Consider the following 25,767-nt stretch of genomic DNA (forward strand, 5'->3'; position numbering starts at 1 on the left):
GAACCGGCGAGGCGTCGCAGTGCTTCGGCTCCCAAGAGGACGACTTGGTCCGGCGGGATACGCATCAGGGCCGAAAGGGCCACGCCGAGCCAGTTGTTCCCGATCACATATTGTACCGCATCGAAGTGCGGCAATCCCACATAGAGACTTTCGGAGTATTCCGTCACCAGATCACGGATGCGTTCTTCATAAATCAGTTTGCCCACGCCTTCGAGACCGACTTTCAGGAACAAGACGATGGGAAGCACCGGCATCTGGAGTTTGTGCTTCAGGTTACGGGCGTACTCGGGAACTCGCACGCGGATCGACGCGGTGTTGTCCGGTGATTCGATCTCGATCAACACCGCCAGTAGAAACGGGGCGTCGGCCCCGAGATGCCACGGCGGCAGCGGTTCGCGCGAACGGACTTTCGCCACCAGATCGAGGACATATTTGGGACCGCCCGGCGGTTCGGGGGTGACTTCTTGTTCAAGCCATTCGACTTCAGAAAGATCAATGAGATCAAGCCAGTCGGAAAAGAAGAGTTGCAAGAACTCCGCAAAGAACATGCGGATGAGCGTTTTGAACCGTTGATCGTGGTTCATGTCCGGCTTCGGTCATGAGGGGGAATGCGACCATGATGCCCGACAAATTTGGGGATGTCAACGCCCGGCCTTCCATTTGAGGCTGGCTCGGCGCGTAAAAAAAGCCGACCGCAGATTCCTCCACGGTCGGCTACCAAGCTCATTAACGGGTCCCGTCCATCCCGATCAATAGGCTCGGCTGCCTAAACTGCTCCCCCCTCGGAGCAGGAAAGACCAATGTTGGTCACTCGCAAAACCGCATCGGCCGATTCCGCGTCGAACAAGGCTGCCGAGGTTGATTTCGGACGACACCTTTTCAGTTTGCCGATCAGTGACTTGGTCGGTCACCGGCGACACACATATCTAGAATCGGTCTTGGGTTGTGCAACTGAAAATGTCGGTTTTTTCCGAATGATCCGCACAACCGGCCCCTATCAAAACCGGCATGAAAAATGTTCGGGACGGGCAGGAAAACACAACGGGCGTGCGACCCATTGGAGAGTCACACGCCCGGAAGATCTTTAGGATTGGATGGATCGAGGAATGCGTTACTTCTTCAACCGGAGTGGTGTGCCGGGGACCCATTCGCTGGGGATCGGCCGACGGAGGTCTTCCTCCTCATAGCTCCAGTACATCACATTTTCTTCCTCGGGCTGCCAGGTGAAAACCGCCGGGCGTCCGTTGATGCGGGTCGGGAAGGCCACGCGCCCGGCCTTGCCGTCCACCAAGGAGATGCCGAGATCGCGGAGTTCGCTGACGGCCTTTTTGTAATCACCCTCGGCCTGTCGGATTTCCTCGTCAATGGAGTACCGCCGCTCGCGTTCCTTCCAAGCCAGCTCCCGGCGGTGCGACTCAAGTGTTTCCTGCTCCGGGTGGAGCTGGTTGAGGTGAGTTTTGACCGTCACGATGTCCTGAACGATGCTCCGAACCAAAGGCAACATATGGCGAGCCGTGTCCAGATCCACGTTGATATCGCTTCGCTTCGACTTGGACGAGGCTCCGAACGCTCGCCGCGGTGTGTCACTCATTGTTGTTTCTCCCCCCATTGTTGTGGGGGTGATCTGTTTCGATCTCCCCCATAGGTATCATACGTTTTCCCGCCAAATTACTGTCACATTCGCGGTTCACCGATGTCAGTTGGAGAGCCCTGCCATTGGAGAAGGTTCGCAATAAGTTATTCGATCCCTTCCGCGTTGTCTTTCATCAGACATCCTTCCATCGAACAAACGCCTCGACGGCATAAAATTCCGGCAATCCCAAGTTGTCGTAGGCGCGAGCCGTCTCGCGGTTGCGTTCCTCGGCCCGCTGCCAGAATTCCCGCTTGTCGCTGCCGCCCGGGAACATCGCCCGGTCCTTCTGTGATTGATGTCGGAAGATCGCGAGCTTTTTCTTCTCCACAATTTCAGGACTGAGCGGAACAGCCATCTCAATTTGATGAGGTTCCCATTCTTCCCAAGCCCCGCGATATAACCATACCTCAAAATCGACTGAATTTTGCCTCGAACGTCGCACCGCTTCATAAATTGCCTCCGCGCAGGTGCGGTGCGTTCCGTGCGGATCAGAAAGTTCGCCTGCCACATAAATTTGGGCGGGCCTGATCCGCTCGAACAGTTTTACGATGTCCGTCACATCGTCGGGGTGAATCGGAGCCTTGGCGATCGTCCCCGTCCGATAAAACCGCAAATCCATGAATTCCAGTTGTTCCGGCGGGATGTCGCAAGCCAGGGCGGCCGCCCTAGCTTCGGTCTCGCGGATCAATCCCTTGATTTTCAACAGTTCGTCGGTGTCCTGTTGGCCCGGTTTCTTTGTGCCCCAAAATCCGTGAACACTCTCCCGCACCTTGACAGTCGTCAGCATGTCGATGCCAAAGATCCGGTTGAACGACTCCGCAAAGTCAATGAACCGTTGGGCGTCGTGATCGAAAACAGCAATATTTCCGCTCGTCATGTATGCCACATGAACTTTGTGGCCTTGCTCCACCAGCCGGATGATCGTCCCCCCCATGCTGATGACATCGTCATCAGGGTGCGGACTGAACACCAAAACGGTCTTCGACTCTTTCCCGGCCGGGTGGGGTTGGATCGTCGCCAGCCGATCTTGGAACACCTGTTCACCGAGTGATTCAGCCGGGCCGTGTTCCCGCAACAGATCATAAAGATGGTGATCGCGGAAATCAGAGTCCGATAACTTCAAAAGAGCCTTGTTGACCCGCAAACTCAGCCAGACAACCGCCTGGCGGATGCGGGCCGGAGTCCAGTCCACCGTGGTGACTTCCCACGGACGGCGGAACACGGTCAGTTCATTCGCGGCCGACTCGTCCAAAAGGAACGTCGAATCCGGGTGACTTTGCAGAAAACTTGCGGTAACTGCTTCGGAAGGGGCCAATTCAACAGTCTTTTGAACGATGCCGGCCTTGTGTTCCCCGAAGGCCATCATCACGACCTTGCGGGCCTCCATGATGGTGCCAACGCCCATTGTGATGGCTTGTTGGGGGACGTTTTCCTCTCCAAAGAAACTTCCGGCGGCATCCCGGCGGGTGACAGGATCAAGGGTGATGATCCGCGTCCGGCTGTTCCGGGTGGAACCCGGCTCGTTGAAGCCGATGTGCCCTGTCCGGCCAATCCCCAAGATTTGGATGTCAATTCCACCCGCCTTGCGGATGGCCAACTCGTAGCGGGCGCAGAAATCCTCTACCTCCGAGGCTTCCAACGTTCCATCAGGAATATGAATGTTGTGAGGTTTGATGTTCACATGTTGGAAGAACGTCTCGTGCATCCAACGACGGTACGAGTGTGGATCGTCCCCCGGCATTGGGAAGTATTCGTCCAAATTAAAGGTGACGACCCCGGAAAGATCCAAGCCTTCGTCCCGGTGGAGCCGAATAAGTTCCCGGTACAGGCCGACCGGTGTTGATCCGGTCGCCAAACCCAGCACGGTCGGACGACCGGCCGAATTATTCTCCCGGACGAGCCGTTCGACGATCAGAGCGGCGTGCCGGGAGGCTTCCCCGGACGTTTTGAAAACGAGCGTTCGCAGGCGGGCATTCGGCACATAGTGAGACGACATGGGTTTGGTACGCCGTTGAGGTCTGTTCGGGTTGGAGCAAGAGGACGTTTTATGTCTCGAATCTCAGGTGTTCAACGTCCGGATTTTAAGAGGATTCAGACGACAAAGTAAAATTGCAAATACCATTAAAATCGATCTAATTGCCATATTCAGCAATTACTTGCATTGTGTATATTCATGTTTTGGAAACAGACCACACCGTTTGTCAAACCATTGTCCCTCCTTGGTGTCGCACAACATGCCTCGTCTGAACAAACTTAAACTCAGCCTGACCTCCCTCGAAGCCCGTGATGTGCCGGCCGCAACCTTCAGCAACGCCACTGGTGTGCTGAACCTGATAGGAACTTCCGCTGACGACAGCTTTCAGCTCATCAACACCAACGGCATCCTTTCCGTTGTCGGACAGTCCATTAACGTCAGCGGCATCCTGTACTCCGGGCTTCACATTCAGGGCGTCAAATCGATTTACTCGAATCTCGGCGCGGGGAATAATTTTCTCGACGCCACCGGAATTAACATTCCGCTGACCGTCATCGGCGGCGCCGGAAACGACTACATCGCCGGTGGCGACGGGCCAAACAGCATTTACGGCCGCGATGGCGACGACACCATCATCGGCGGAGCGGGCAAGGACAAGTTGTACGGCGAAGGCGGCGATGACATCATCCAAGGCCTCGGCGGCATTGACTTTTTGTCGGGCGGGGACGGGAATGACAATCTCGACGGTGGCGACGGAAACGACTCCATCAATGGTGATGCTGGCGACGACACCATCCAAGGCGGGGCTGGCAACGACAAGATTGACGGCGGAGTCGGCGACGACTCCATTGACGGCGGCGATGACAACGACACCATTCTCGGCAGCGCCGGGGATGATTCCATCAGCGGCGGGTCCGGCAACGACAAGATTGACGGCGGGGCGGGCGACGACACCATTGACGGCGGTGACGGCAACGATTCCATCCACGGCAGCGCCGGCAATGACAGTGTCAACGGCGGTTTGGGCAACGACCTCATCTATGGTGATGATGGAAGCGATTTCCTGCACGGCGACGAGGGCGACGACACCGTCGCCGGCGGGGCGGGCGGCGACTTTGTCTACGGGGATGATGGCAACGATGTCTTGTTCGCCAACTCCATCGGCGATATCGTCGGCGGCGGCGATGGCGACGACACGGTTGTTGGCAGCGGCGGCAATGGTGAAGTGCTCGACGGCGGCACCGGAAGCGACACCATTATCGGCGCCCCCGGCACCGGAACTGACACTGGAACTGGCGGCAACGGCAACGACACCGGCTCCGGCGGCAACGGCAACGGAGGAGACAATGGCGGTGACTCCGGCGCTGGCATTATCACGCCGGTGATCCGGTCCGAATGGGCCAGCGGCGCGACCTTTGACGTGAACGTCAACAACGCCGGAACAGCCGTCATCAAGGGCTGGACCGTGGAATTCGACTCAAGCCTGGTGATCACCACCATCTGGAACGCGACGTTTACCCGCAGCGGCACGCACTACATCGTTAAGAGCAAGCCGAACTTCTACAACACCAATATTCCGGTGGGCGGCACCATTCAATTCGGGTTCAATGCCGAAAAGGCCATGAACGGAAGCACTGCCATCTCGAACCTGAAGCTCAACGGCGTCGCGGTCTGAGCAGAAGCGTCCGATTGCAAAAGCATGGGGATCTCGCGAAATTTCACAAGGAGAAACGAAGAGAAAACTCTTTTCGTATCTTCTCTGTGTGACTCCGTGTGATCTCTTTGTCTTGGCGGTTGATCTTCTCTTCTGGAATTTTCCATGACCGGCGCGGACATCATCACCCTTCTGCAAGCGCAATTCGGGGCGGCCATTGCCGAGGCCAAACCGGAGGCGATTGACCCGGTCGTCACCATCTCGCCGGACAATCTGCGGGAGGTTTGCCGGTTTCTAAGAGATGACCCCCGGTTGAAATTTGAATTGCTCAACTGCGTGACGGGGGTTGATTACCTCGAACCCGAGGCCAAGAAACTCGCCAAAGCCGGATTTGAGCCGCATCTCGAAGTGGTCTATCACTTTTCCAGTTTCACCCATCGGCATCGGTTTGCTGTCAAACTGACCATGCCCCGGTGGAAAAACGATGCGGCGGGCCAACTCCCCGAAGTCCCGAGCATCGCCGATCTATACCCGACCGCTGACTGGCATGAACGCGAAACCTTCGACCTCTGCGGCATTCAGTTCACGGGCCACCCGGACCTTCGCCGGATACTGATGGCCGAGGATTGGGACGGCCACCCGCTGCGGAAGGACTATGAGTTCCCCTTGGAATACCACGGGATACGTTGTCGATAAGCTGGAAGAAGAAAGCAAAACAGATCACTGCTTCAACGCCCGCCGCACCGCTTGATTCCACACTTCGTAGCCTTTCGGCGTCATGTGCAGGCCGTCTTTCACGAAGAATTCTTCCTTCGGTTTGCCATCATCGCCAAGCATGAGGGGAACAACATCGATGTACCCCAGGCGTTCGTCTTTCGAGCAATATTCGCGGATCAAGTCGTTCGCTTTCTTTTGCGTCTCGAACATCTTCCAGCGGGCGATGCTCGGCTTCACCGCGATGAAGTGAATCTTCGTCTTCGGCAAATCGGCGTGAACGATTTTCACGAATGCCTGAAAATCCGCCAGCAATTGCTCCGGTTTGCGGCCCCCGGCGATGTCATTGTCCCCGGCGTAAAATACGATGGTTTTCGGCTCGTGTTTGGTGATGATCCGTTTGGCGAACAACGTCGATTCCTCGATGACCGACCCGCCAAACCCGGCGTTGATCGGCTTCCATTCGGGAAACGCCTTCGCCAAATCCCAAAGCCGGATGCTCGAACTTCCGGCAAACAGGATGCCCCCTTTTTCGGGCGGTTTTTCGGCCATTCGCTTTTCCATCGCGGCAATCTCCTTTTCCCACTTCGCGCCCTTGGCGGCCGGGCCGTCCTTCGGAGCTTGCGCCCAGAGCAAACCGGCCGACAAGGCGAAGAAACATCCGAGAACACGCAACATCATCATGGTTCCACCGTGAGGCACATGGGTTGGAGAAACGCCCGCCCATATCATGTCGCCTGACGGGCCAAACCGCAACGAAATATCCCCGGCGAATCCGCATGAGCGACGCACTTTCCGCAACGGTGGCCGTGGTCATCGTGAATTACCGCACGCCAAGCCTGACCATCGACTGTTTGCGGACCCTCGTTCCGGAACGGGAACGCTTGCCGGGCCTGCGGGCGATTGTCGTCGAAAATGCCTCGGGGGACGACTCGTATGCCGTGCTGGCCGAAGCCATCCGGCGGGAAGGCTGGGACTGGGCGGAACTGCTGACAGCGACAAAAAACAACGGCTTCGCCGCCGGAAACAACGTCGCCTTGCGGACGCTGGCTTCAACCTCCGTCGATTATATCTGGCTCCTGAACCCGGACACACTGCTGGAACCGGGGGCGGCGGTTTCGCTGGCGGAATTTCTGAATGCCCGCCCGCATGTCGGAATCGCCGGAAGTCATCTCCTCAATATCGATGGCTCATTCCAGACCTCGGCGTATCGTTTTCCGAGCGCCGTCGCCGATTTCGAGAACTGGGTGCGGTTGGGGTTTGTCTCCAAGGCGTTGGAATATTTCCGCGTGTCGATGAAGCAAAGCGAGGTTCCGCACCGGGCCGACTGGGTGAGCGGGGCGAGTCTCATGCTGCGGCGAGAAGTGTTGGACGCCATCGGCCTGATGGATGAGGGGTTCTTTCTTTACTTCGAGGAAACGGAATATTGCCAGCGAGCGAGGATGACCGGTTGGGACATCTGGCATGTGCCCGACAGCCGGGTGACGCATATTGCGGGACAAAGCACCGGAATCACTGGGGATCACACGGCTCCGAAACGCCGGCCGAAATATTGGTTCGACTCCCGTTCACGTTATTTCGAGAAATGCAACGGCCGCACTCGGGCGATGCTGGCCGACGCGGCGTTTTTGACGGCTTTTAGTTTGTGGAAACTTCAACGGGCAATCCGGCGAAAGCCCGATCCGGACCCGCCACATTTCTGGGGTGATTTCGCCCGGTATTCACTTCGACGATGGACGTGAATCGCTTATTCTGAACACGCCTTTGCCAGCATCTCTTGGTGGGCAAGCGTTGCCTCGTCCGCATTGCCCCAGACGACGATATGCCAGACGGAACCGTCGTTGCGAATGGTTAGCATCCCGGCCCCGAAGGTAAGGCGAATATCACGCCAGTTTTCCGGAGGATCTTCATCCGGAAAAGCGGGCATATTGTCAATCAATCGCATCTGCGGGGGGTGACCAAGGGCCGTCAAACGATCCCGCACGGCCGGCCATGCGGGGGGAGCCTTGGCAAACGTCACGCTTTTCGTCATTCCCACGAGAGTGCCTCGGCTTACAGAACCACTTCGGGAAGAGCATCTGTCTTGGCGTTCGCGGCCGCGTCCATGACCGCGCCGGCGAGGGCGAGGTAGGCTTTCGCGGCCGGGCTTTCCGTGTGCCGACGGATCATCGGCTCGCCCGCGTCACCACATTCGGCCACGCGCGGGTCGATGGGCACTTCCCCGAGGAAAGCGACATTGGCTTCCGCCGCCAGTCGCTTGCCGCCGCCGTGGCGGAAGATTTCGTAGCGTTTGCCGTCGTCGCCGACGAAATAGCTCATGTTCTCGATCACCCCCAGCACCGGCGTGCGGAGTTGGTTGAACATGTTCAAGGCTTTCACGGCGTCCAGCAAACTCACATCCTGTGGCGTGGTGACGATCACCGCTCCGGTGACGTTGGCGACCTGGCAGAGCGTCAGTTGGGCGTCTCCCGTGCCGGGGGGCATGTCAATCACGAGGAAATCCAAATCCCCCCAATTGATCTGCGTCAAGAAGGTGGTCACCCATTTGCCGACCATCGGCCCCCGCAGCAGCACGCCTTTGGTGGCGTCCGGCAGGAAGCCGAGGGACATGAGTTTCAGGTCGTATTTCTCGATGGGGAAGTTGGCGATCTGCGGATCGACCGGGCCGACGCCCATCATCATCGGGACGCTGGGGCCGTAGATGTCCGCGTCCATCAGCCCGACCTTTTGGCCGTGCATCTGAAGGGCGATGGCGAGGTTGGCGGCCACCGTGGACTTGCCGACGCCCCCCTTGCCGCTGGCCACCGCGATGATGTTCCGAACGCCCGCGAGGGCGGGATTCGCTGTCGAACCGGATTCCATGTGAAAAAATCTCCGAGAGGTCAAAGGTCAGGCGGGTTCGCCCAGTTTCCGAAGGTATTCGAGCGTGTAAATGCCGGTGTCGTGGCCGTCGTTCCAGACGATCTGGTACGCATAGTGGCCGCGGGGGATCATTTGTTTGGGTTGGGGCGAGGCCGCCAAAATATCCTTGTCCGTGATGATCCGGAACGGATCCGGCGGTTTCTGCCGTTCTTCGTTGCAGGTCGCGCAGGGGCATTGCTTTCGCAGAAGCCGGAAAGGGAGGTGCGAGACGACGCCGTCAGCCCAATGAATGGTGAGGCCGTCGCCGTCGCGCTTCAGCGAAAGGGGTTTCAATGTCACACCGTCAGCCATCAGCGGCATCACTCCACAACAATCTGCGTTGCCCTCATCATAGGCATGTGGAGGAAGGGAGAAGGGCTTTGTCGGAAGATGTGAAGGGCAATCACCGAATCTTGGCCTGCTTGAGCCAGCCGTCCATCCAATCTTTGTCCTGCGGTTTGAGCCGGACATCAGGTTCTTGCTTGTAATTAATCTGGGAGCAGAAATTCCCCTGTTCGTAGGTCCGCACGAAGGCGGCTTGCAAATCCAGCACCGTATCCCGGTCGTCCGGAGCCAGCGGAACCTTGAAGCGGGGAAGTCGCTTGGCCAGCGTGGCCGTGTAAATCTCGAAGCGGTCTGGTTGGGTGCTGCGGGTCACCGTCACCGCGTAATCCCATTCCGGCAAACCATCCCGGCTGAAATCCAGCAGCGGCAATCCCTGAAGAACGAGGTCAATCTCCACGATGCCCGCGTTACAGGACCTCGCGATCTTCCGCGTTTCGTGATAGGCGGCCCGGCCTTGCGGGAGCATTTTGTTGGCGGGGGAGGCAATGTCGATCAGCGTGACGAGTTTTCCATCCGCACGATGGCGAATCTCAATGAATTCTTCCTGCCGGTTTTCTTTGATGATGGAGGTGAACAGCGGTTCCTCGGTCACATAGCAGCGTTGCTGCACGCGGGCCCGGTAACGGTCCACCAAGCCGGGCAGCAAAATCTGGTAAAGGCTGGCGACCAATTGATGATGGAACGCCCCCCAGAGGCGTCGATCCTCAAGGAACGGGTCCATTCCCGGAAACGGGCACGACATGGCGTTTGTCTCCCTCATTCGGCGGGGTCGGTGGCGGTCAACCGGAGACGGGTGGTCTTCTGGTCCTGAAGCAAGCGTATTGTACCCGTCCGCCGTGGTGGTTGCCTAGTGTTTCAACCGGAAAAGCGTGGCAGGCGGCGGATGATGGCGTACATCAGGAGGAACCGCTCCCCGAAAGGGTTCACAAATGAACGGCCTTGACCCTGATGTCCTGTCCCGGATTCGCACGCTGGAACTGCGCGCCCGCCGGGCGATTGAGGGGATTCTCACCGGCGGCCACCGCAGCAAGCAGCACGGATTCGCCGTCGAATTCGCCCAGCACCGGGAATATGTGCCGGGGGACGATATCCGCCACATCGACTGGAAAGTCTACGGTCGCAAAGAACGCTTCTACCTCAAGCAATACGAACTCGAAACGAATCTCGTTTGTTGGCTGTTGGTGGACGCCTCCGATTCGATGCGTTACGGTTCCGGCGAACTGACCAAACATGATGTCGCCGCCACGGCGGCGGCGGCCCTCGGGTTTCTCGTCAACCAGCAAACGGACAGCGTCGGATTCGGCGTCTTCGACTCGGCGATCCGGCAGTTCATCAAACCCTCCGGGCAGGCTACGCAAATACGGGAAATCTTGCGAATTCTGGCCGAGGGGCCATCGTCCGAAAAGTCCGACATCGGGGCGGTGATGCACGAGGCCGCCGAGCGGTTCAATCGCCGGGGAGTGGTGGCCGTCTTCAGCGATTTGTTCGACGACCCGGCCACGTTGCTGGAAGGGTTAAAGCACTTGAAATACCTGCGGCATGAAGTCGTGGTATTCCACGTCCTCGACGGGGCCGAGATTGAATTCCCCTTCCGACAGTCAACGCTCTTCCACGGTTTGGAACAGTTCCCCGATCTGCTGACCGATCCCTTGGGCGTGCGAGAAAGCTATCTGCAAGAGTTCAACGCCTTCCGAACAGAGGTGCAAACCGCCTGTCGGTTGCATCAGATGGATTACGTGGAACTACGAACAGACCGTGATTTGGGGCTGACTCTGGCCGAATATTTGACCGGCCGAAATCGCCGTTCATGAAGTTCGTGGCCTGGTAAATTGACCTCATTTTGCCGTTTGGCGGCAGTTGGAATGCCCTTTTTGACTCAAAGGATGTCAAAACCAGTCGTGCGGATTTTACGACGATATTATTCTGGTAAGATCAATTCGATTTGGATGCACGCCTTTCTTTGGAGACCCGCGTGATATTCCTTAACTTCAATCTCGCATTCGCACGGACAATTGCCATCTTGGCGGCCGTCTCGTTCCCGCCGATCATCACCGTCGGGCAAGAGGTTCCCCCAAAAACGCCCTCCTCAAAAACGACGGAAGGCTGGAAGGAAATCCGGAACGACGCCGGCAATTTCGCCGCCGAGTTTCCCGGCCGCGCGGGAGCGTCGGTGGGGCGGTCGGGCGCCGGGGTCGTCAATTCGGTCAACGCCTTTCACCAAGACAAGAAGGGCACCCAATACTCGGTGGGGTGCCAGTTGTATCTGGGCGACCGCACGGAGGCGCAGTTGATCGAACAGGTCGGCGGCAAGGTATACGCCAAGATGGCGACGGAGAAGAAAGAGATCAAAATCGGCAATCATCCCGGCATCGAGTTCTCCGCCGTCAAAACGGCCGACGGCGCGGAGAAAACGGTGCGAGGCCGTGTGTTCGCCGTCAAAAACATGATGTTCCATGTCACCGTCACGTCCAACCCGGACGTGGTGGTCCCGGAGGACGACATCGTCCGGTTCTTCAACTCTTTCCGGTTGCTCGACGAAGAAGCCAAGGCGACGGTCGCCGTGCCGAAAGCCGTTGCCCCCAAGAAGACCGACCCGATGCCCAAGGAGGAACCGGTCGTTAAGCTGCCGGTGGTCGATGAAAAATATGTTCCTGGCAAAAGCCTGTTCGACCCGAAAATGGCCGCCGCCGAACGGGCGATGATTCCGCAAATGCGCTCGCTGCCCCAGCCCTCAGAACGCCGGGTCGAATGTCTTGGAGTGTTGAAAACCCCGTTCAATCCGCAAGCCTACGGGTGGTCGCCGGACGGCAGGCGTTTCGCGGTTTCCGGCATCAACGAATTATGGGTTGTGGATGTCGCCACCGGCCGGGCAATGCTAACGATGCCGGGTTTCGGCGAAACGGGATTCCGGGCCGGCGCGGGATTGCGGTTTTCGCCCGACGGCAAGAAACTGCTGTGTCACAACCGTGAGGCGATCCGGGTGATCGACGTGGAAACCGGCGAGATCATCCGCGATGTCCCCACGCCCGGCCCGACGATGGAGGCGGTTCTCTCGGAGGACGGGTCCACGTTGTCGGCGACCCTGACCTCGAAAACCGGCTTCGGCATGTCGTTCGCCTCGTGGAACACCAAGGACTGGACCCGCAAGCACATCTCGTTCCCGGAGAATCAGAATTGCGGTTGGTGCTTCACATCGAACGGCAACCATTTGATCGTCGCCACGCGGAAATTTGGCCAGAACGACAAACCCAACCCGCCGGTCGAGGCATGGAACCTGCTCAACGGCCACCGGAGCATCCTGCCGGTCAAACTGCCCGTGCTGCATCTGGCGATGAACACGGATCATCGCACGCTGCTGGTGACGACCGCCTGGTCGCCGGACAACCAATGCGAATACCACGCCGTGGATGTGACGACCGGGGAAGACCGAAAGCTTTTCAAGGGGCAAAGCCCCGGAGGAGCGGGACGACTGACCCCGGACGGCAAATACCTGCTGGCGGACACTCCCGTCCTCGGACAGACAGTCGTCACCCGCCTGCTCGACGCCGCCACAGGCAAGGAGCTTTGGAGCCAGGAATACGGAAATTGCACGAACTACCTGATGTCCCCCGGCGGGGCGTTTCTGGTCCGCACGCCGTACCTCCTCGCGGACTATGAAGTGGATGTTCTGGCCGTCGACGACATGGCCAACCCGAAATTTGCCGAGTTGGCCGGGGCGATGGACAAGGCCCGCGCGGCGGGGTTTTACATCAACCCCTATGGCAATCATCTGCGGGCGAAAGCGTATTCGTCGAGGTTCAACGGCGAGAGCCTGCGGGAACTGACGAAGACCCTGCCGCAGACCACCATTGTGGAATTCCGCGATCTATTTTACCAATCCGAGAACATTCTCAAGAGCCTGCCGGAACTGGCGAAACTCCCTGGCCTGGAGCAATTGGAATTCCGGCAGAACCTCGATGGCGACCCCGCCGCGCGCAAGCCGCTCGGTGATTGCAAAAATTTGAAAAGGCTCGAAATCTCGGACGGCGACACGGGGCTGGAGCATCTGAAAGACTGCCCCAAACTGGAGGAACTGACGGTCCGGGCGCACAAGGACCTGACCGACGCCGGCTTGAAGAAAATTTTTGCCATCAAGTCGCTTCGCCAATTGAAGATTGATGGAATCAATCTCAAGGTCACGAACGCCGGCTACGCGGGCATCGGCCAACTGACGGAACTGCGATCAATCTCCACGCGAGGCGGCGCCGGCCGGGTGTCCGGCGAGGTGTTTGCCCATTGGAAGAAATGCCCCAAACTTGAATGCGTGGAACTGCTTGATGCCGAGATGACCGACGCGGATGCGGCCGTCCTCGCCACCATGCCGCAACTGACCGAAATCCGCCTTAATCCGCAGTTTACTTCTGAGCCGAAGTTCACCGACGCGGGGGTGGCGAGCCTGGCCCCGTTGAAAAATTTGAAGACTCTTTCGATTCAGACATCCAACAAACTCACCGCCAAGGGTTTGAAATCGCTGGATTTGAGCAAACTGGAAATGGGGTGGTTCGGCGGCATCCAGTTCGCGGACGAGGACATGCCGATGTTGAAATCCATGACCAGCCTGCGCGAGCTTTGGATCTCCCACGGGTCGTACACGGACGAGGGGCTGGACACCTTCAAGCAAATGAACCACCTGCACCGGCTATGCATCGCCAATCGACCGGGGATCACCGAGGCCAAGATCAAGGAATTGCACAAAGCCCTGCCCAAGACGGTGATCAGCCGGACGTTCTGACATGATTGCCGGTCGCCCTTGGGAGCGGGGACGATATCCTATCGACACATATTCTCGCAAGGAATTCGATCCCATGTCGAACCGCATGAACTGCCCGGCCTGCGGAGCCGATAACCCGGCCGTTGACGAGTCACTCGACGAGCCGGCGCGCTGCGTGGAATGCGACTCGCTGCTCGTGTTTTCCGGGACAAAAAAAAGCGGCCCGCCCCCGGCGCCCGGTCGTGACAAGCCGTCTCGTCTGGCCCCGAATCGAGAAGAGGACGAAGAACCAACACCGTCCGGCAAGACAGATCCGAATAATTCCCTCAAACAGGTCTTGTTGGTTCTCGCGGCCATGATCGTGTTTTTTGGCTTCGGAGCGGGAACCACGTATTCAATGTTGAAGTTGGTGATTGACCGATCCCAACCGAGTGTCACCATCATGGAGGCTTCGTCCGGGGGATCGGCGACGGGACAGTTTGGGCCAAAACCGGAAGTAAATCTGGCTCCGCAAATCGCCGCCCTAAATCTCCGGGAACAATCCCCGCCGACGGATGCGGACGACCAGATCACGTTGGGCAATGATTGGAGTGATTTGGCCGACAAAGCGAAGGGAGCCGAGAAATCGCAGGCATTCCGTCGCATGCACCACTGGTACCGGCTCGCGTTTCCATCCTTGAAAGACGCGGAACGAAGAAGGGTGGCCCGACGGATGTCGTTGGGCGTCTCGGATGTTGAACGCGATGACAGTTCCAAGAATCAATTCACGCTGTACGCGGGAAAATGGCGGGTGGGTTACGAGATATTCCGGGGAACCAGCTTCTCGCGGGATTATCTTATTCAACCGGACGGGCAGGTCAGCGTCACCGCCTCCACGGATGGCCGCACGGGACAAAAAGGGATGTTGGTTCGCAAGGATGGATTCGTGGTGATGACTTGGGCGGATGGCAAACCAAGCGAGAGGGCCCTTATCACCGAGGACACCCTCAGCCTGTTCCCTCATCCGGAGAAAGGTGCCCCCGATTCCCCGCCCACCGTGGCCAAAGTGGTCTATTTGCGCCCGGAAACCGATGACTTTAAGAACCCGACGGGAGCGGCTCTGGTTTTCAAGCCCTACAAGTCCGCACTTGGGAATTGCTCAATCACCTTTCCTGGCTCTCCCAGGGCTTCCGGCTCCAAAACGCCCAAGACGGGCAAAGAGTTCGGCACCGCCACTTTGGAAAACAAAGACGCGCTTTACAGCCTTCGTTATGACGCCTATCCGGGTGAACGGACCGAGAACGAACTGTTTGATTCCATCGGCCTGAAAATACTGGCCCGTGATGCGACTTCCAAAAAAGAGCTCACCTTCGGCGATCATCCCGGCATTGAATTCACCGCTGACAAGACAAATGACGGCCAGATGAAGAATGTCCGGGGTCGCATCATTGCGGTGAAAAACAAACTCTATCAAATCAGCATCGTCTCTGCCCCCGACCAGAAAATCCCGGAAGAATGGGTCGCTCATTTCTTCAAGTCATTCCGACTGATTGATGAACCGGATTCTGTCTTCGCCGAGGCGGCCCCCAATGAGGACGGTGATTGGAAAGAAATCCGGTCGACTGCGGGCAACTACCTGATCGAACTTCCGGGAAAGGCGACGGAGTCGGTGAGCAAGTTCAAGTCAACGGGCCAGGTGGCCACGTCGGCGCGAGTGGTGGATGACAAAGGCACCGAATTCGTTTTTCGCTCGATCACGGCATTTTCCAACCTGCCCGAAGCCGCCTTGCTGGAAAATGCCATCAAACAATATGCCAAATTTGCCACCGAGAAGAAGCCGCTGAAAATGGGTGATTATTCCGGCATCGAGTTCACCGCCGATAAATCGCTCATCGGGATGGCCAGAAACATCCGATCACGGGTGTTCGTCGTCAAGGACCGGGTTTACGAATTGAGCATCAGCGCCCGTCCTGATGTGAAGGTCTCCGAAGAGGCCGCCGAACGCTTCTTCAAATCATTCCGATTGATTGACGAAAACCCGGCCCCCAAGAGCGTCGAACCCAAGCCAAAGGAATAATATTTTTGGGGGAATGGGTTTCTCGTTCGGCGACATCTCGAAAAGCAAATCATCAGGCGCGGGGTGCGAGCGCTTCTCGGAAGGTCCGGCAGCATGTGGATTCGCGTGAAATGTCCCGCGTGCGGGGTCTTGAACCTGCTTCCCGAGAAACGGCCCGGCCACGTGGAACTGTGCGTGGAATGCGACAAACCCATCCCCGATCCCTGCGGCGAGAGTTCAAGCAAGCCGTCCGTCGTCGCTCCGTTGCAAATGCCGTCTCCCTTCACCGCCAAGGCGCCACGGAAGGAAACGGGCAAAGCCGGGTTGTTTGTGGCTTTATCCTTCATGACTTTCTTGCTGTTCGGCGGAGGAGTTGTCTTTGGTGTTTTCGTGGTTGCTCCCGGATGGCGGGAGCAACCCGGCCCTGGCCCCCAAATCGCCCGTCCGGAAACACCCGAAACAGAGCCGACACCAACGGCGGTTTCGCCATCGCCGGAACCGCCGGAAAACAACATCTCCTGGCTGACATTCCAAGATGATCGGGGTGGCTTCCGGATCGAATACCCCGAGCGGATTGCGGCCCCGATGTCCGCTTTGCCCGCCATTGAGAAAGACAGGGGGCGGGTTCATGGCGTCGGACCCGGCGGGGTGGCGTGGGATATCCGTTACGAGGGTTACTTCACCAATTTTACAGAGACGCAACTTCTCTATTGGGCGGGCTTGGATTCGCGGGGGAAAGAGTCTCTCACTCGCAAGGATATCCGGTTCGGGAGTCACCCTGGCTTTGAACACATCACCTTCGGGACACCGGAGGAAGATTTGCGACTCGTCCGCTCTCGGATTTTCGCGGCCGGCAATCGAATCTATGAAGTCAGCGTCCTGGCCGATCCGAAAGCGACCGGCCCGGCGGGTTGGGAGGATCGGTTTCTCGATTCGTTTCGTCTGCTTGCGGAACCGAATGGCAATTTTGCCGAGGTTCTCTCCAAAGACCAACAAACGATCTGGCGGGAGAGTTGGTCCGTTCCGGGCAATTACTCCGTGGCGATGCCGGGGCGCGCGACCGAATGGAAGACAAAATCCCCCGGCTCCGATTTGGAATGGGATGTGACCTCCCGATCCGTGGACGGAAAGGGAAAGGAGTTTTTGGTTCGCTCTTTGTTTCACGCGGGGCCGCTCACCGGGGCCGCATTGCTGGAAGAGGTTGGAGTCAAAGAACTGGCCAAACTGGCCGTTGAAAAACGAGCCGTCAAATTCGGCAACTATCTGGGCATCGAATTCACCGCTTCCAAAACGACCGACGGGCGCCTCCGGGCGGTGCGATCAAAGATCATTGCCGTGGGCAATCGGTTGCTTCAACTGAGCGTCACTTCCGAATCGCCCGAGAAAACGCCGGATGCGGTCATCGCCCGGTTTTTCGATTCGTTCCGGCTGGCAAATGATCCCGCCGTGGCGGGCAAAGACCCGTTTGTGGTCACCACCGGCGGATGGTTGACGTACAAGAACGCCGAATGGAACTTCTCGGCCAACTTCCCCGGCGGTCTTCATTTCAGTTCTCCCAAGCAAGCGCTGGATAACTCGGCCGCATGGGAAGCCCGCTCGGTCTTGGATCTCAGCGGCGCCAGTTTTGTCGTGACGGCCATCCGATACCGTGAGGACTTGGCTGGCGGGGAGCTTTTGGAACAGATGTGGGCCAAACGTCTGACAACCCCCGCCACCAAGAAGACGCCGATCAAACTCGGCGTTCATCCGGGCATGGAGTTTCACACCCAGACAGCCGGGAAGGGGCCACCGACCGACCGGCGAATCCGCATGTTCGCCGTCGGCGGCTGGTTGTACGAACTGAGCATCGACGTTCCGGGGGGGAAGATCCCTGAAGAACTGGCCGCCCGCTTCTTCGATTCGTTCCGGTTGCTCGACCCGGCCGGACGGCCGACGCCGGGCGAAGTGTCGATGAAGAAATAACGCCCTCAAAATCTCCCGGCCACACTGGCCTTGAGGCCGGACAGCCGTAACCTAATTGCCTTCGCCCACATGGCGCGCCGTCCCCTTTTGACGGACACGCGCCCACACGAAGGCGTGTCGGACAAACGGCCCGACCTCCGCCATTATTTCACGAGGATCATCATGCCGCTTGGATTGCTTGGAACAAAGGTTGGGATGACCCAAGTTTATGACGAAAACGGCAAGGTTGCCCCGGTGACGGTGCTGCAACTCGGGCCGTGCCCGGTGCTGCAAATCCGCACCCCGGAACGGGACGGCTACCACGCCATCCAACTCGGCTTCAAGGACAAGCCTCGTAAGAACTCCATCCGCGCCGAACGGGGCCACGTCGCCAACGACTTGGAATCGAAGCGCCGCAAGAAGCGCCAGGGGCAGGACATCCCCAAGAAGGCCGACGTGGAACCGCAACGGCTGATCCGGGAATTCCGGCTCGACGCCCCCCCGACCCAAGAAGTCGGCGCCAAGATCACCGTGGCGGACATCTTCACGGGCGTGAAGGCCGTGGACGTGATCGGCCGCACCAAGGGCCGCGGGTTCGCCGGTGTTATCAAGCGTTGGGGCTTCGGCGGGTTGCCGGCCGCCCACGGCGCCAAGAAGGTTCACCGCGAAGTCGGCTCGACCTCCTCGCTGGCGAGCAACCGCGGTAGCGGTCGCCCGAAGAAGGGGAAGAAACTCCCCGGTCGTTACGGCAACGAACAAGTGACCATCCGCAACTTGGATGTCATCTCCGTGGACTTGGAAAACAACCTGATCCTGGTCCGGGGAGCCGTGCCGGGCTTCAACGGGGCCTACGTGATGGTTCGCCCGACGAACAAGAAGTAAGTTGAAATGACGATGTGAGGAAACGAAAAACGCGGGCCAAAAGCCCGCGTTTTTGCGTTGAACACCCGACATCTCATCGGAAAAAATTACCGCCATTATTGTTGTTGGCCATCAGGCCAATATTCACGATCAACAAAACCACCATCAGCGCCATGCTGATGAATCCCAAAATAATCCCGGTCAGGGCCATCCCCTTGCTTTGCTTCAACCCGATGAAGCCAAAGATGACGGCCAGCAGGGCAACGGGCATTGAGAAAAAGCCGCACAGGCACGAGAGGGGCAAACTCACGATCCCGCAAATCATGGCGGTAATTGCCATGCCGGTCGATTGAGAAGGAGCGCTTCGCCGTTCGCCATCATCATAGTCATCTTCGTCGTCTTCGGAGGGCCGTCTCCGTCTGGGGCGAGGGCGTTCGTCGTCTTCATCGTCAATCGGGGACGGCATCAGTGGGTTCCTTGGGTGGTTCGAGTTTTAGAAATGTTACCAGCGCAGTCATGGCGAGTCCAGCACCGACTTGCCATGATTCTATTGGTAATTGACGGAAGAATTTGCCGAGTCGTCGTTTCAAACGCGGATCAAGCCACTTCGACTTCGGTTTTGGACACGGCTTCAATGAGAAGTTTCAAGCCGATTTCTTCCACGCGATCAGCCGCTTTTTCGGGGGCGACCCATTCCCGGCGTCGAATGCTGCGTTCCGGCCAGTCAGCGGCGGCTTCGCTCACTTCCATCACGAAGACAGTCACATGATGCGTCCGGCCGTACTTCTCGTATAGGTAACTGCCGATGGGTTCCGGCCGCAGAACGCCGACGAGGCCGGCCTCTTCCCATGCTTCGATCAACGCCCCTTCGCCGGCCGTGTGGCCGGGATCAATCATTCCCTTGGGGATGATCCAGCGTTTGCCGCTTGAGGAGGTCACCACACAGACGCGGCCGTTAGAAACGGGAATAACGCCAGATTGTCGAAGGGCCTGAATCATCAACTCCCAGCTCCACCGGAAGGAATTGTGAAGAAACGAACGCACTTTTGAATCATCATTCCCTCATGGGGAATCGTCAAGTTGATCTGCCGCCAAATCAGGGCAAAATCAAAAAAACCGGATTCATTCATGTGACTCACATTTTGCCATCACGGTTTCTTCATCAGTTTCAGGTGAACATTGGCCACGTCCCACATGTAATGGGTAATCTTGTATTTGTCCACGGCAGCCGTCATGTGTTCCCGGCATTTGGCGGTGTTCCCCTCGGCATCATAATTCAGGCCGACATACAGGTTCGCGTAGAACATGGCCTCGGTCTTCTCCTCGCCCTCCAGTTTGGCATTCTCGGCCGCCGTCATCACATCGGCTGGTTTGCCTTTGGCCCGGATCAGGTCGTAAATCTCCTTCATGGGCACGCGGGTGTCCGGGAATTTGCCCCCGGCGCCCAGTTCGATGGGGAGGATTCCCTTGCGGGCTTTTTCGATGCCCTCTTTTTTGGCGACGCACAGGTAATGCCAGAAGGCATTTTCCACATCGGTGCCGTAGGCCACTTGTCCGTCCACAAATTGTTTGGCCCCTTCGTCGTATTTCCCCGCGTAGTAGAACGAAATGCCGCGACGCCAGTGGGCCGGTTCGTCCTTGGGGCTGGCTTTGAGGAACGTGTTGAAGTCCTCGATGGATTCCTTCACCTTGCCGAGCTTGAACTGTTCCCCGCCCCGCTGGTTGATGGCGATCACGAATGTCTTGTCCAGTTCAAATGACTTGTTGAAATCCTTGATGGCCTCGACCGGTTGCCGTTGAAGGGCAAACACCTCGCCCCGAATGTAGTAACAGAGATGGTTTTTTGGTTCCGCCTCGACGGCCTTTTCGGCGGCCTTGAGAGCGGCGGGGCCATCCCCTCTTTTGAGGGCCGCCCTGGCCTCGCGCAGCAAAGGATCGGCATCGGCCGCGTGAAGGGGAAGGGAAACGGCCGTCAGGGCTAGAATGCAAAAGCTGATGCGCATGGGGGGTGACTTCCAGGGTGGGATGACCAAGAGCAACGATTGAACCATATCCGGCGAAGGGATTCAACCGGGGAAGTGTCGATCTTGAGGGAATAGGCAGGCGGCGCTTCTCCGGTGTTCCCGCGCCTGCTCAGGCAACGCCGACCGCGGCGGCAGGTTCGGTTGCTATCCGCGGCTTGTCCAAAACCTCGCGGACTTTTCGGGCCAGCGCCAACGGAGTATATGGCTTTTGGAGAAAAGTGACCTCCGACTGCAAGATTCCGTGCCGGATAACGGCGTCGTCGGTGTAGCCGCTCAGAAACAGAACCTTGAGTTCCGGCCGCCGGAGACCGAGGGTTTCGGCCAGTTCGCGCCCGCTCATTCCGGGCATCACCACGTCCGTCGCCAGCAAGTCAATGACACCGGTGTGCCGTTCGACGAGCGCCAAGGCGCGCCGGCCGTTGTCGGCATGGAGCACTTTGTAGCCTTGGGTCTGCAAGGCCAGCACGGCGATGGCCCGCACGGCATCCTCGTCCTCGACCACCAGCACCGTTTCCGTGCCGCCTCTCACCTTCGCCGGTCGCAGTTCTTGTCCGGGGGTGAGGACCGACTCATCGACCGCCGGAAGGTATATTTTGAAGGTCGTTCCGTGGCCGGGTTCGGAGTAAAGTTCAATGGTGCCGCCGCTCTGACGGATGATGCCGTAGACGGTTGCCAGCCCCAGCCCCGAGCCTTTTCCCGGCCCCTTGGTGGTGAAAAATGGCTCAAAAACATGCGCCCGCACGGCCGGGGTCATGCCACAGCCATTGTCGCTGACCGCCAGTTTGACGTACCGACCCGGTGCGCATTCCGAGTGGTTGGCGGTGTAAGATTCGTCCAAGACGACATCCGACGTTTCAATCGTGAGTTTCCCGCCTTGGGGCATCGCATCGCGGGCGTTGACGGCCAAGTTCATCAGAACCTGCCCCATCTGGCCGGGATCAATCATGATCCGGCTGGTCTTCGGGTCAAGCACGGTGGTTAGGATGATGTCCTCGCCGATCATCCGGCGCAACAGTTTCTCTGTTTCTCGCACCAGTTCGTTGAGGTCCGCCACTTTCGTCTCCAGCACCGTCTGGCGGCTGAAGGAAAGCAACTGGCGGGTCAGCCCGGCGGCTCGCTCCCCGGCTTCGCCAATCGCCGCCACTGCCTCCCGTTTCGGATCATCCGGGGGGAGCATTTCGAGCAGCAGCTCGCTGTAGCCGGAAATCACGGTCAGGAGGTTGTTGAAATCATGGGCCACGCCCCCCGCCAATTGGCCGACAGCCTCCATCTTCTGGGACTGTTGAAACTGCTGCTCCATGAGTTTCAACGGGGAGATATCGGTGAGCACACCCACAAAGTTCGCCACCGCGCCGGCGGTGTCACGAATGGGCGACAGGGACAGCCCGTTCCAGAAAGTCGTGCCGTCTTTGCGGTAGTTTTGCAACTCCACCAGGCAGGTTCTTTTGTCACGCACCGCCTCGCGGATGATCGTTACCGATTCGGGGGCCGTCTTCGGGCCTTGCAAGAGACGGCAGTTTTGGCCGATCACGTCTTCGCGGGCGTATCCCGTGATTCGCAGGAAACTGTCATTGACGTAGATGATCGGATTGTCCGGCAGGGACGGGTCCGTGATGCACAGTCCTTGGACAAGCGACTGGATGGCCCGGTCCCGCCATTGCAGAACCTCCTCGGCCTTTTTTCGTTCGGTGATATCCCGGGTGACGTTGGCAAAACCGACATGCTGTCCGAAGGAGTCGTGGATGTTGGTGATGGTGACGACGGCCCAGAAGGTCTCGCCGCTTTTCCGCAGTCGCAAGCCTTCCGCCTCGTATCGTCCCTCGTCCAAGGCGGTCTGCAAACCAAGTTGAGGAATACCGGCCGCCACATCATCGGCGGTGTAGAAACAAGAAACGTGTTTGCCAATGATCTCCTCGGCCTTGTACCCCTTGCTCTTCTCAGCGCCCGGATTCCAACTGGAAACATTCCCGGCCGGGTCGAGCATGAAGATGCCATAATCCTTCACCGCCTCCACCAGCAACCGAAACGGGTCGGCGGCGGCGTGAGTGAGCGTGCTCAGAAATGGCGGATCGGCGTTTGTCGTGTCTTCCATGGATTACCCGGGGCGTCAGAGGTTGCGCAACATGCGATTCCGCAGCCGGAACAAGCCGGCGACCCTGAATGGCCGAACTCGGGATGTGATGGGGCCGAAGAAGGCGATGATCAGAGTCTGGCGGTTTCCCGCCAAATCATCACATAAAGATTGAAAGTTATCTTTCAATACTCAATTCCACGACAGTACGCCACCACTCCGCCCGTCGCAAGCGAATTCATCGGGCGGGATGGCGAATTCTCCCGAAACATTATTCAAAAGACAGACAGGGGAAGGCGACGATGCGCCCCTCCCGACGATTGGACACTTGTTGCGAGCCATGCGAATGCGCTTCGCCGACCACGACGGGCGGGCGCCAGAAAAACCGGCCGTCTCCATCCTGATTCTGTCAACCAATTAATCGTTTTCCCGGCCGATGATCCGTGGTAAGCTGTTCCTCAATCTCCCGGGAGAATGGCATCATGCGTTTGCGTCGATTATTCGCGGGCGGGGTCGGTGCGGCCCTGGTCTTGCTTTTGTGCTGGAACGAACCCACCGTCGGGCAGGTGACCCCCAAGGGGAAGGTCGCCCCCAAAAAGGGGTTGGTGATCTCCCCGGACACGATTGACCTCACCAAGACCGGGGCCATCAGCGATTTCACACTCGTCCAACACCCCCCGGCCCTCAAGGGGGTGCGGTCGTGGACGTGGGAAACCAAGATTCACCGCTGGTATCCGCTCAGCATGGCCATCAGCGCCGACGGCAAGAAACTGGCCACCGGCGGCTACGACACGTCGATCCACATTTGGGATGTTGACACCGGCAAGCACCTCATGGCCCTGCTCGGGCACAACAGTTACGTCGGCGGCCTCGATTTCTCGCTGGACGGGGCCTATCTCGCCTCGGCCGGCATGTGGGACGGCACCGCCCGCGTGTGGGACATGAAGACCGGCCAGCCCATCAAGATTTTCCGGGAGCATAAGGGTTACACCGGCAACGTGGCCTGGGCTCCGGACGGGAAGAGACTCGCCGTCACCTCGGACAGCAGCGGCGAACTGGTCATTTGGGACATCGCCACCTCAAAACCCTTCAAGAAAACCGAGTACGGCAACCCGATCACCCAAGTGGTCTGGTCAAAGAACGGCGAAAAGCTTGGCGTGTCGGCTTCCAAGGGGGGCACCTACATCGCCGACGCCTCCACGTTGAAAACCATCCATTCGCTGAAGGACATGACGGCCGTCGGCACGTCTGTGGGGTTTTCGGCAGATGACAAGTTGCTAATTGTCGGCACGAATTCCGGAATGATCGAATACGAGACGGAGGAAGGCAAAATCCGGCGAAACATCGCCGTGCCCGGTTACTTCGCCGAGTATCTGCCGGACGGCCGGATTGCCGCCTCGACCGCCGGCGGCGCCACCGGATTCGTGGTGCCCACGGCGACAACCGCCGAGAAGACACTCCCCACGGTGGCTTCCCAAATGAAGGTCTCCCGCGACGGCAAAACACTAGTCACCATGACCGCCGGGACGGTGACCTTGTGGGAGATCGACAACCAGCCGAAACAACGGAATATTCGGGTCGGCGACCTGCTTCGGCCAATTTGGCAGGCGAACCAGCCGATGATCCTCGGGGTGACGACCTCCAAATCCCCCACGCTCTGGGACACCAACAGCGGCAAACTCCTCTGCACGCTGGACGGCCACGCGGACACGGTGACGGTGGCGGCATTTCCGGGAACCGGCAAGTTCGTGGCGACTGGCGGGGCCGACAAAACCGTGCGGGTGTGGGAATCGGCCACGGGCAAGAACTTGCGAATGCTGGAAGGACATCGGGGGGCCATCACCGCTTTGAGCATCACTTCCGATGGCAAAGTGGCCAGCGGCGCGGCGGACAACAAGGCGATGATCTGGCCCGCGAAATCAGATATGCCGGTGACGCTGGGCGAACACACCAAGACGGTGACGGCCGTGGCGTGGTCGAAGGACGGAAGCACCCTGGCGACCGGCAGCGCGGACAACACCGTGATTCTGTGGACGGCGGCCGGCAAAAAGATCCGGGTGATCCCAGAGCATCCGGCCGAGGTGCGGTCGCTGGCGTGGTCCCCGGCGGGCGACCGGCTGGCCGTCGGGGCGGTGGACGACCGCATTCGCATTTATCAGGCATCGACCGGCAAATTGATCGCCTTGCAGGAATCGCTCGGCAGCCCGCCGGAAGTGACCGCCTTGGCGTTTTCCCCGGACGGAAACACGATCCTCAGCGGTCGAAGCAATCACACCCTGCAACTCTGGAGCGGCAAGACCGCCATGATGACCCCAATTCAAAGCGTGACGGTCGGCGCCCCCGTTCATTCGGCCGCTTATTCCACGGATGGCAAGACCTTCGCCACCGGCTCGCTTGACCGCTGCGTGCGATTCTGGGATGCGAACGCCAAGGTGAAAGCGGTGGCCGTGGCCGAGACGGAACAACTCATCTTCATCAGCGCGGACGGCCACTACCGGACGACCAGCGACGCAGAAGAGCTGCTGGTCGCCGTCGTGCTGACCGAGAACAGCATGCAAACACTGACCCCCAAGGAGTTCGCCGCCAAATTCGGCCTCAAGAACATCCCGGCCAATGTGAAGGCCGGACAATAGTTGGCTCTCATTTTCAGTCTGGTCAACTCGGCCAGTCAGGGAAGACTGGTTGAGAAAATCGTTTTCCTGTCTTTCCTGAAACATGGTGTCTGACAAAGAGGAATCCAAACTACCTCGTTTGCCCATTTTGGTGCTAAGAAAGAAATCATCTTTAATGAGTGACCAAATTCGCATTGCGGTCGGATCGCTTTGCCGCCAAAATGGCGTGGTGATGTGTGGAAAAATGTGCC

At 58.5% G+C, this 25,767-nt stretch carries 20 protein-coding genes and 1 pseudogene; 9 read left to right on the forward strand and 12 right to left on the reverse strand.

What is annotated here, in order from left to right:
- From BGIM_RS65090 to nagB, 3 genes and pseudogenes are all read right to left on the reverse strand, one after another.
- Positions 1 to 584: pseudogene (locus BGIM_RS65090) on the reverse strand (hypothetical protein); the annotation flags it as partial.
- Positions 585 to 1,111: 527 nt separating this feature from the next.
- A complete protein-coding gene (locus BGIM_RS0132210; protein WP_020473779.1) occupies positions 1,112 to 1,591 on the reverse strand; it encodes a DUF2203 family protein in 480 nt (159 codons plus the stop codon).
- A 175-nt stretch (positions 1,592 to 1,766) separates the two neighbouring features.
- Entirely contained in the window at positions 1,767 to 3,629 is a 1,863-nt protein-coding gene (gene nagB, locus BGIM_RS0132215; RefSeq protein WP_020473780.1) for a glucosamine-6-phosphate deaminase, read from the reverse strand.
- Between the two features lie 238 nt (positions 3,630 to 3,867).
- Between nagB and BGIM_RS58665 the strand changes: the two genes are divergently transcribed.
- Both BGIM_RS58665 and BGIM_RS0132225 read left to right on the forward strand, forming a co-directional pair.
- Complete coding sequence (locus BGIM_RS58665; protein WP_052640086.1) at positions 3,868 to 5,283, forward strand: cellulose binding domain-containing protein; 1,416 nt, start codon at positions 3,868 to 3,870, stop codon at positions 5,281 to 5,283.
- 144 nt (positions 5,284 to 5,427) lie between these two features.
- Entirely contained in the window at positions 5,428 to 5,958 is a 531-nt protein-coding gene (locus BGIM_RS0132225) for an NADH-quinone oxidoreductase subunit C (RefSeq protein WP_020473782.1), read from the forward strand.
- 24 nt (positions 5,959 to 5,982) lie between these two features.
- On the opposite strand, the gene BGIM_RS0132230 is transcribed toward BGIM_RS0132225, so the two are convergent.
- A complete protein-coding gene (locus BGIM_RS0132230; protein ID WP_238537775.1) occupies positions 5,983 to 6,660 on the reverse strand; it encodes a GDSL-type esterase/lipase family protein in 678 nt (225 codons plus the stop codon).
- A 95-nt stretch (positions 6,661 to 6,755) separates the two neighbouring features.
- Between BGIM_RS0132230 and BGIM_RS0132235 the strand changes: the two genes are divergently transcribed.
- Positions 6,756 to 7,718, forward strand: a complete 963-nt coding sequence (locus BGIM_RS0132235; protein WP_020473784.1) for a glycosyltransferase family 2 protein — start codon at positions 6,756 to 6,758, stop codon at positions 7,716 to 7,718.
- 5 nt (positions 7,719 to 7,723) lie between these two features.
- Here the strand turns inward: BGIM_RS0132235 and BGIM_RS0132240 are convergent, their stop codons facing one another.
- The 4 genes from BGIM_RS0132240 to BGIM_RS0132255 all read right to left on the reverse strand — a co-directional run bounded on the left by BGIM_RS0132240 (position 7,724) and on the right by BGIM_RS0132255 (position 9,964).
- Positions 7,724 to 8,014: a hypothetical protein gene (locus BGIM_RS0132240; RefSeq protein WP_157369592.1), complete on the reverse strand. Its 291-nt coding sequence runs from the start codon at positions 8,012 to 8,014 to the stop codon at positions 7,724 to 7,726.
- 14 nt (positions 8,015 to 8,028) lie between these two features.
- Entirely contained in the window at positions 8,029 to 8,838 is an 810-nt protein-coding gene (locus BGIM_RS53555) for an Mrp/NBP35 family ATP-binding protein (RefSeq protein WP_020473786.1), read from the reverse strand.
- A 27-nt stretch (positions 8,839 to 8,865) separates the two neighbouring features.
- Entirely contained in the window at positions 8,866 to 9,189 is a 324-nt protein-coding gene (locus tag BGIM_RS0132250; protein WP_040891151.1) for a DUF971 domain-containing protein, read from the reverse strand.
- 91 nt (positions 9,190 to 9,280) lie between these two features.
- Positions 9,281 to 9,964, reverse strand: a complete 684-nt coding sequence (locus BGIM_RS0132255; protein WP_020473788.1) for a DUF4058 family protein — start codon at positions 9,962 to 9,964, stop codon at positions 9,281 to 9,283.
- 187 nt (positions 9,965 to 10,151) lie between these two features.
- Between BGIM_RS0132255 and BGIM_RS0132260 the strand changes: the two genes are divergently transcribed.
- From BGIM_RS0132260 to rplC, 5 genes are all read left to right on the forward strand, one after another.
- Positions 10,152 to 11,033, forward strand: coding sequence for a DUF58 domain-containing protein (locus tag BGIM_RS0132260; RefSeq protein WP_020473789.1), 882 nt, complete (start codon positions 10,152 to 10,154; stop codon positions 11,031 to 11,033).
- A 161-nt stretch (positions 11,034 to 11,194) separates the two neighbouring features.
- On the forward strand, positions 11,195 to 13,993 hold the full coding sequence (locus BGIM_RS0132265) for a hypothetical protein (RefSeq protein WP_020473790.1): 2,799 nt from the start codon (positions 11,195 to 11,197) through the stop codon (positions 13,991 to 13,993).
- 73 nt (positions 13,994 to 14,066) lie between these two features.
- Entirely contained in the window at positions 14,067 to 16,028 is a 1,962-nt protein-coding gene (locus BGIM_RS0132270; protein WP_020473791.1) for a hypothetical protein, read from the forward strand.
- A 93-nt stretch (positions 16,029 to 16,121) separates the two neighbouring features.
- On the forward strand, positions 16,122 to 17,969 hold the full coding sequence (locus BGIM_RS0132275; protein ID WP_020473792.1) for a hypothetical protein: 1,848 nt from the start codon (positions 16,122 to 16,124) through the stop codon (positions 17,967 to 17,969).
- A 162-nt stretch (positions 17,970 to 18,131) separates the two neighbouring features.
- Positions 18,132 to 18,830 (forward strand): 50S ribosomal protein L3, encoded by a 699-nt coding sequence (gene rplC / locus BGIM_RS0132280; RefSeq protein WP_029631023.1) that lies wholly within the window; start codon positions 18,132 to 18,134, stop codon positions 18,828 to 18,830.
- Positions 18,831 to 18,903: 73 nt separating this feature from the next.
- On the opposite strand, the gene BGIM_RS58670 is transcribed toward rplC, so the two are convergent.
- The 4 genes from BGIM_RS58670 to BGIM_RS53570 form a co-directional block, all read right to left on the reverse strand.
- Positions 18,904 to 19,275 (reverse strand): DUF4190 domain-containing protein, encoded by a 372-nt coding sequence (locus BGIM_RS58670; RefSeq protein WP_020473794.1) that lies wholly within the window; start codon positions 19,273 to 19,275, stop codon positions 18,904 to 18,906.
- A gap of 131 nt (positions 19,276 to 19,406) precedes the next feature.
- On the reverse strand, positions 19,407 to 19,808 hold the full coding sequence (locus BGIM_RS0132290) for an NUDIX hydrolase (RefSeq protein WP_020473795.1): 402 nt from the start codon (positions 19,806 to 19,808) through the stop codon (positions 19,407 to 19,409).
- 149 nt (positions 19,809 to 19,957) lie between these two features.
- On the reverse strand, positions 19,958 to 20,812 hold the full coding sequence (locus BGIM_RS58675) for a tetratricopeptide repeat protein (RefSeq protein ID WP_020473797.1): 855 nt from the start codon (positions 20,810 to 20,812) through the stop codon (positions 19,958 to 19,960).
- Positions 20,813 to 20,942: 130 nt separating this feature from the next.
- The gene (locus BGIM_RS53570; RefSeq protein ID WP_020473798.1) at positions 20,943 to 22,925 is read right to left on the reverse strand and encodes a hybrid sensor histidine kinase/response regulator; all 1,983 of its coding nucleotides are present in this window, start codon (positions 22,923 to 22,925) and stop codon (positions 20,943 to 20,945) included.
- Between the two features lie 461 nt (positions 22,926 to 23,386).
- Between BGIM_RS53570 and BGIM_RS0132315 the strand changes: the two genes are divergently transcribed.
- On the forward strand, positions 23,387 to 25,537 hold the full coding sequence (locus BGIM_RS0132315) for a WD40 repeat domain-containing protein (RefSeq protein WP_020473801.1): 2,151 nt from the start codon (positions 23,387 to 23,389) through the stop codon (positions 25,535 to 25,537).
- Positions 25,538 to 25,767 lie beyond the last annotated feature (230 nt).

Source organism: Zavarzinella formosa DSM 19928, from assembly GCF_000255705.1.
Lineage (GTDB): Bacteria > Planctomycetota > Planctomycetia > Gemmatales > Gemmataceae > Zavarzinella > Zavarzinella formosa.

Coding starts and splice junctions, on each gene's coding strand:
- rplC (WP_029631023.1), top strand. CDS start 18,132: ATGCCGCTTGGATTGCTTGGAACAAAGGTTGGGATGACCCAAGTTTAT.
- BGIM_RS0132255 (WP_020473788.1), bottom strand. CDS start 9,964: ATGTCGTGCCCGTTTCCGGGAATGGACCCGTTCCTTGAGGATCGACGC.
- BGIM_RS58675 (WP_020473797.1), bottom strand. CDS start 20,812: ATGCGCATCAGCTTTTGCATTCTAGCCCTGACGGCCGTTTCCCTTCCC.
- BGIM_RS0132290 (WP_020473795.1), bottom strand. CDS start 19,808: ATGATTCAGGCCCTTCGACAATCTGGCGTTATTCCCGTTTCTAACGGC.
- BGIM_RS0132235 (WP_020473784.1), top strand. CDS start 6,756: ATGAGCGACGCACTTTCCGCAACGGTGGCCGTGGTCATCGTGAATTAC.
- BGIM_RS58665 (WP_052640086.1), top strand. CDS start 3,868: ATGCCTCGTCTGAACAAACTTAAACTCAGCCTGACCTCCCTCGAAGCC.
- BGIM_RS0132275 (WP_020473792.1), top strand. CDS start 16,122: ATGTGGATTCGCGTGAAATGTCCCGCGTGCGGGGTCTTGAACCTGCTT.
- BGIM_RS0132260 (WP_020473789.1), top strand. CDS start 10,152: ATGAACGGCCTTGACCCTGATGTCCTGTCCCGGATTCGCACGCTGGAA.
- BGIM_RS0132210 (WP_020473779.1), bottom strand. CDS start 1,591: ATGAGTGACACACCGCGGCGAGCGTTCGGAGCCTCGTCCAAGTCGAAG.
- BGIM_RS53570 (WP_020473798.1), bottom strand. CDS start 22,925: ATGGAAGACACGACAAACGCCGATCCGCCATTTCTGAGCACGCTCACT.
- BGIM_RS58670 (WP_020473794.1), bottom strand. CDS start 19,275: ATGCCGTCCCCGATTGACGATGAAGACGACGAACGCCCTCGCCCCAGA.
- nagB (WP_020473780.1), bottom strand. CDS start 3,629: ATGTCGTCTCACTATGTGCCGAATGCCCGCCTGCGAACGCTCGTTTTC.
- BGIM_RS0132270 (WP_020473791.1), top strand. CDS start 14,067: ATGTCGAACCGCATGAACTGCCCGGCCTGCGGAGCCGATAACCCGGCC.
- BGIM_RS0132315 (WP_020473801.1), top strand. CDS start 23,387: ATGCGTTTGCGTCGATTATTCGCGGGCGGGGTCGGTGCGGCCCTGGTC.
- BGIM_RS53555 (WP_020473786.1), bottom strand. CDS start 8,838: ATGGAATCCGGTTCGACAGCGAATCCCGCCCTCGCGGGCGTTCGGAAC.
- BGIM_RS0132225 (WP_020473782.1), top strand. CDS start 5,428: ATGACCGGCGCGGACATCATCACCCTTCTGCAAGCGCAATTCGGGGCG.
- BGIM_RS0132230 (WP_238537775.1), bottom strand. CDS start 6,660: ATGATGATGTTGCGTGTTCTCGGATGTTTCTTCGCCTTGTCGGCCGGT.
- BGIM_RS0132250 (WP_040891151.1), bottom strand. CDS start 9,189: ATGGCTGACGGTGTGACATTGAAACCCCTTTCGCTGAAGCGCGACGGC.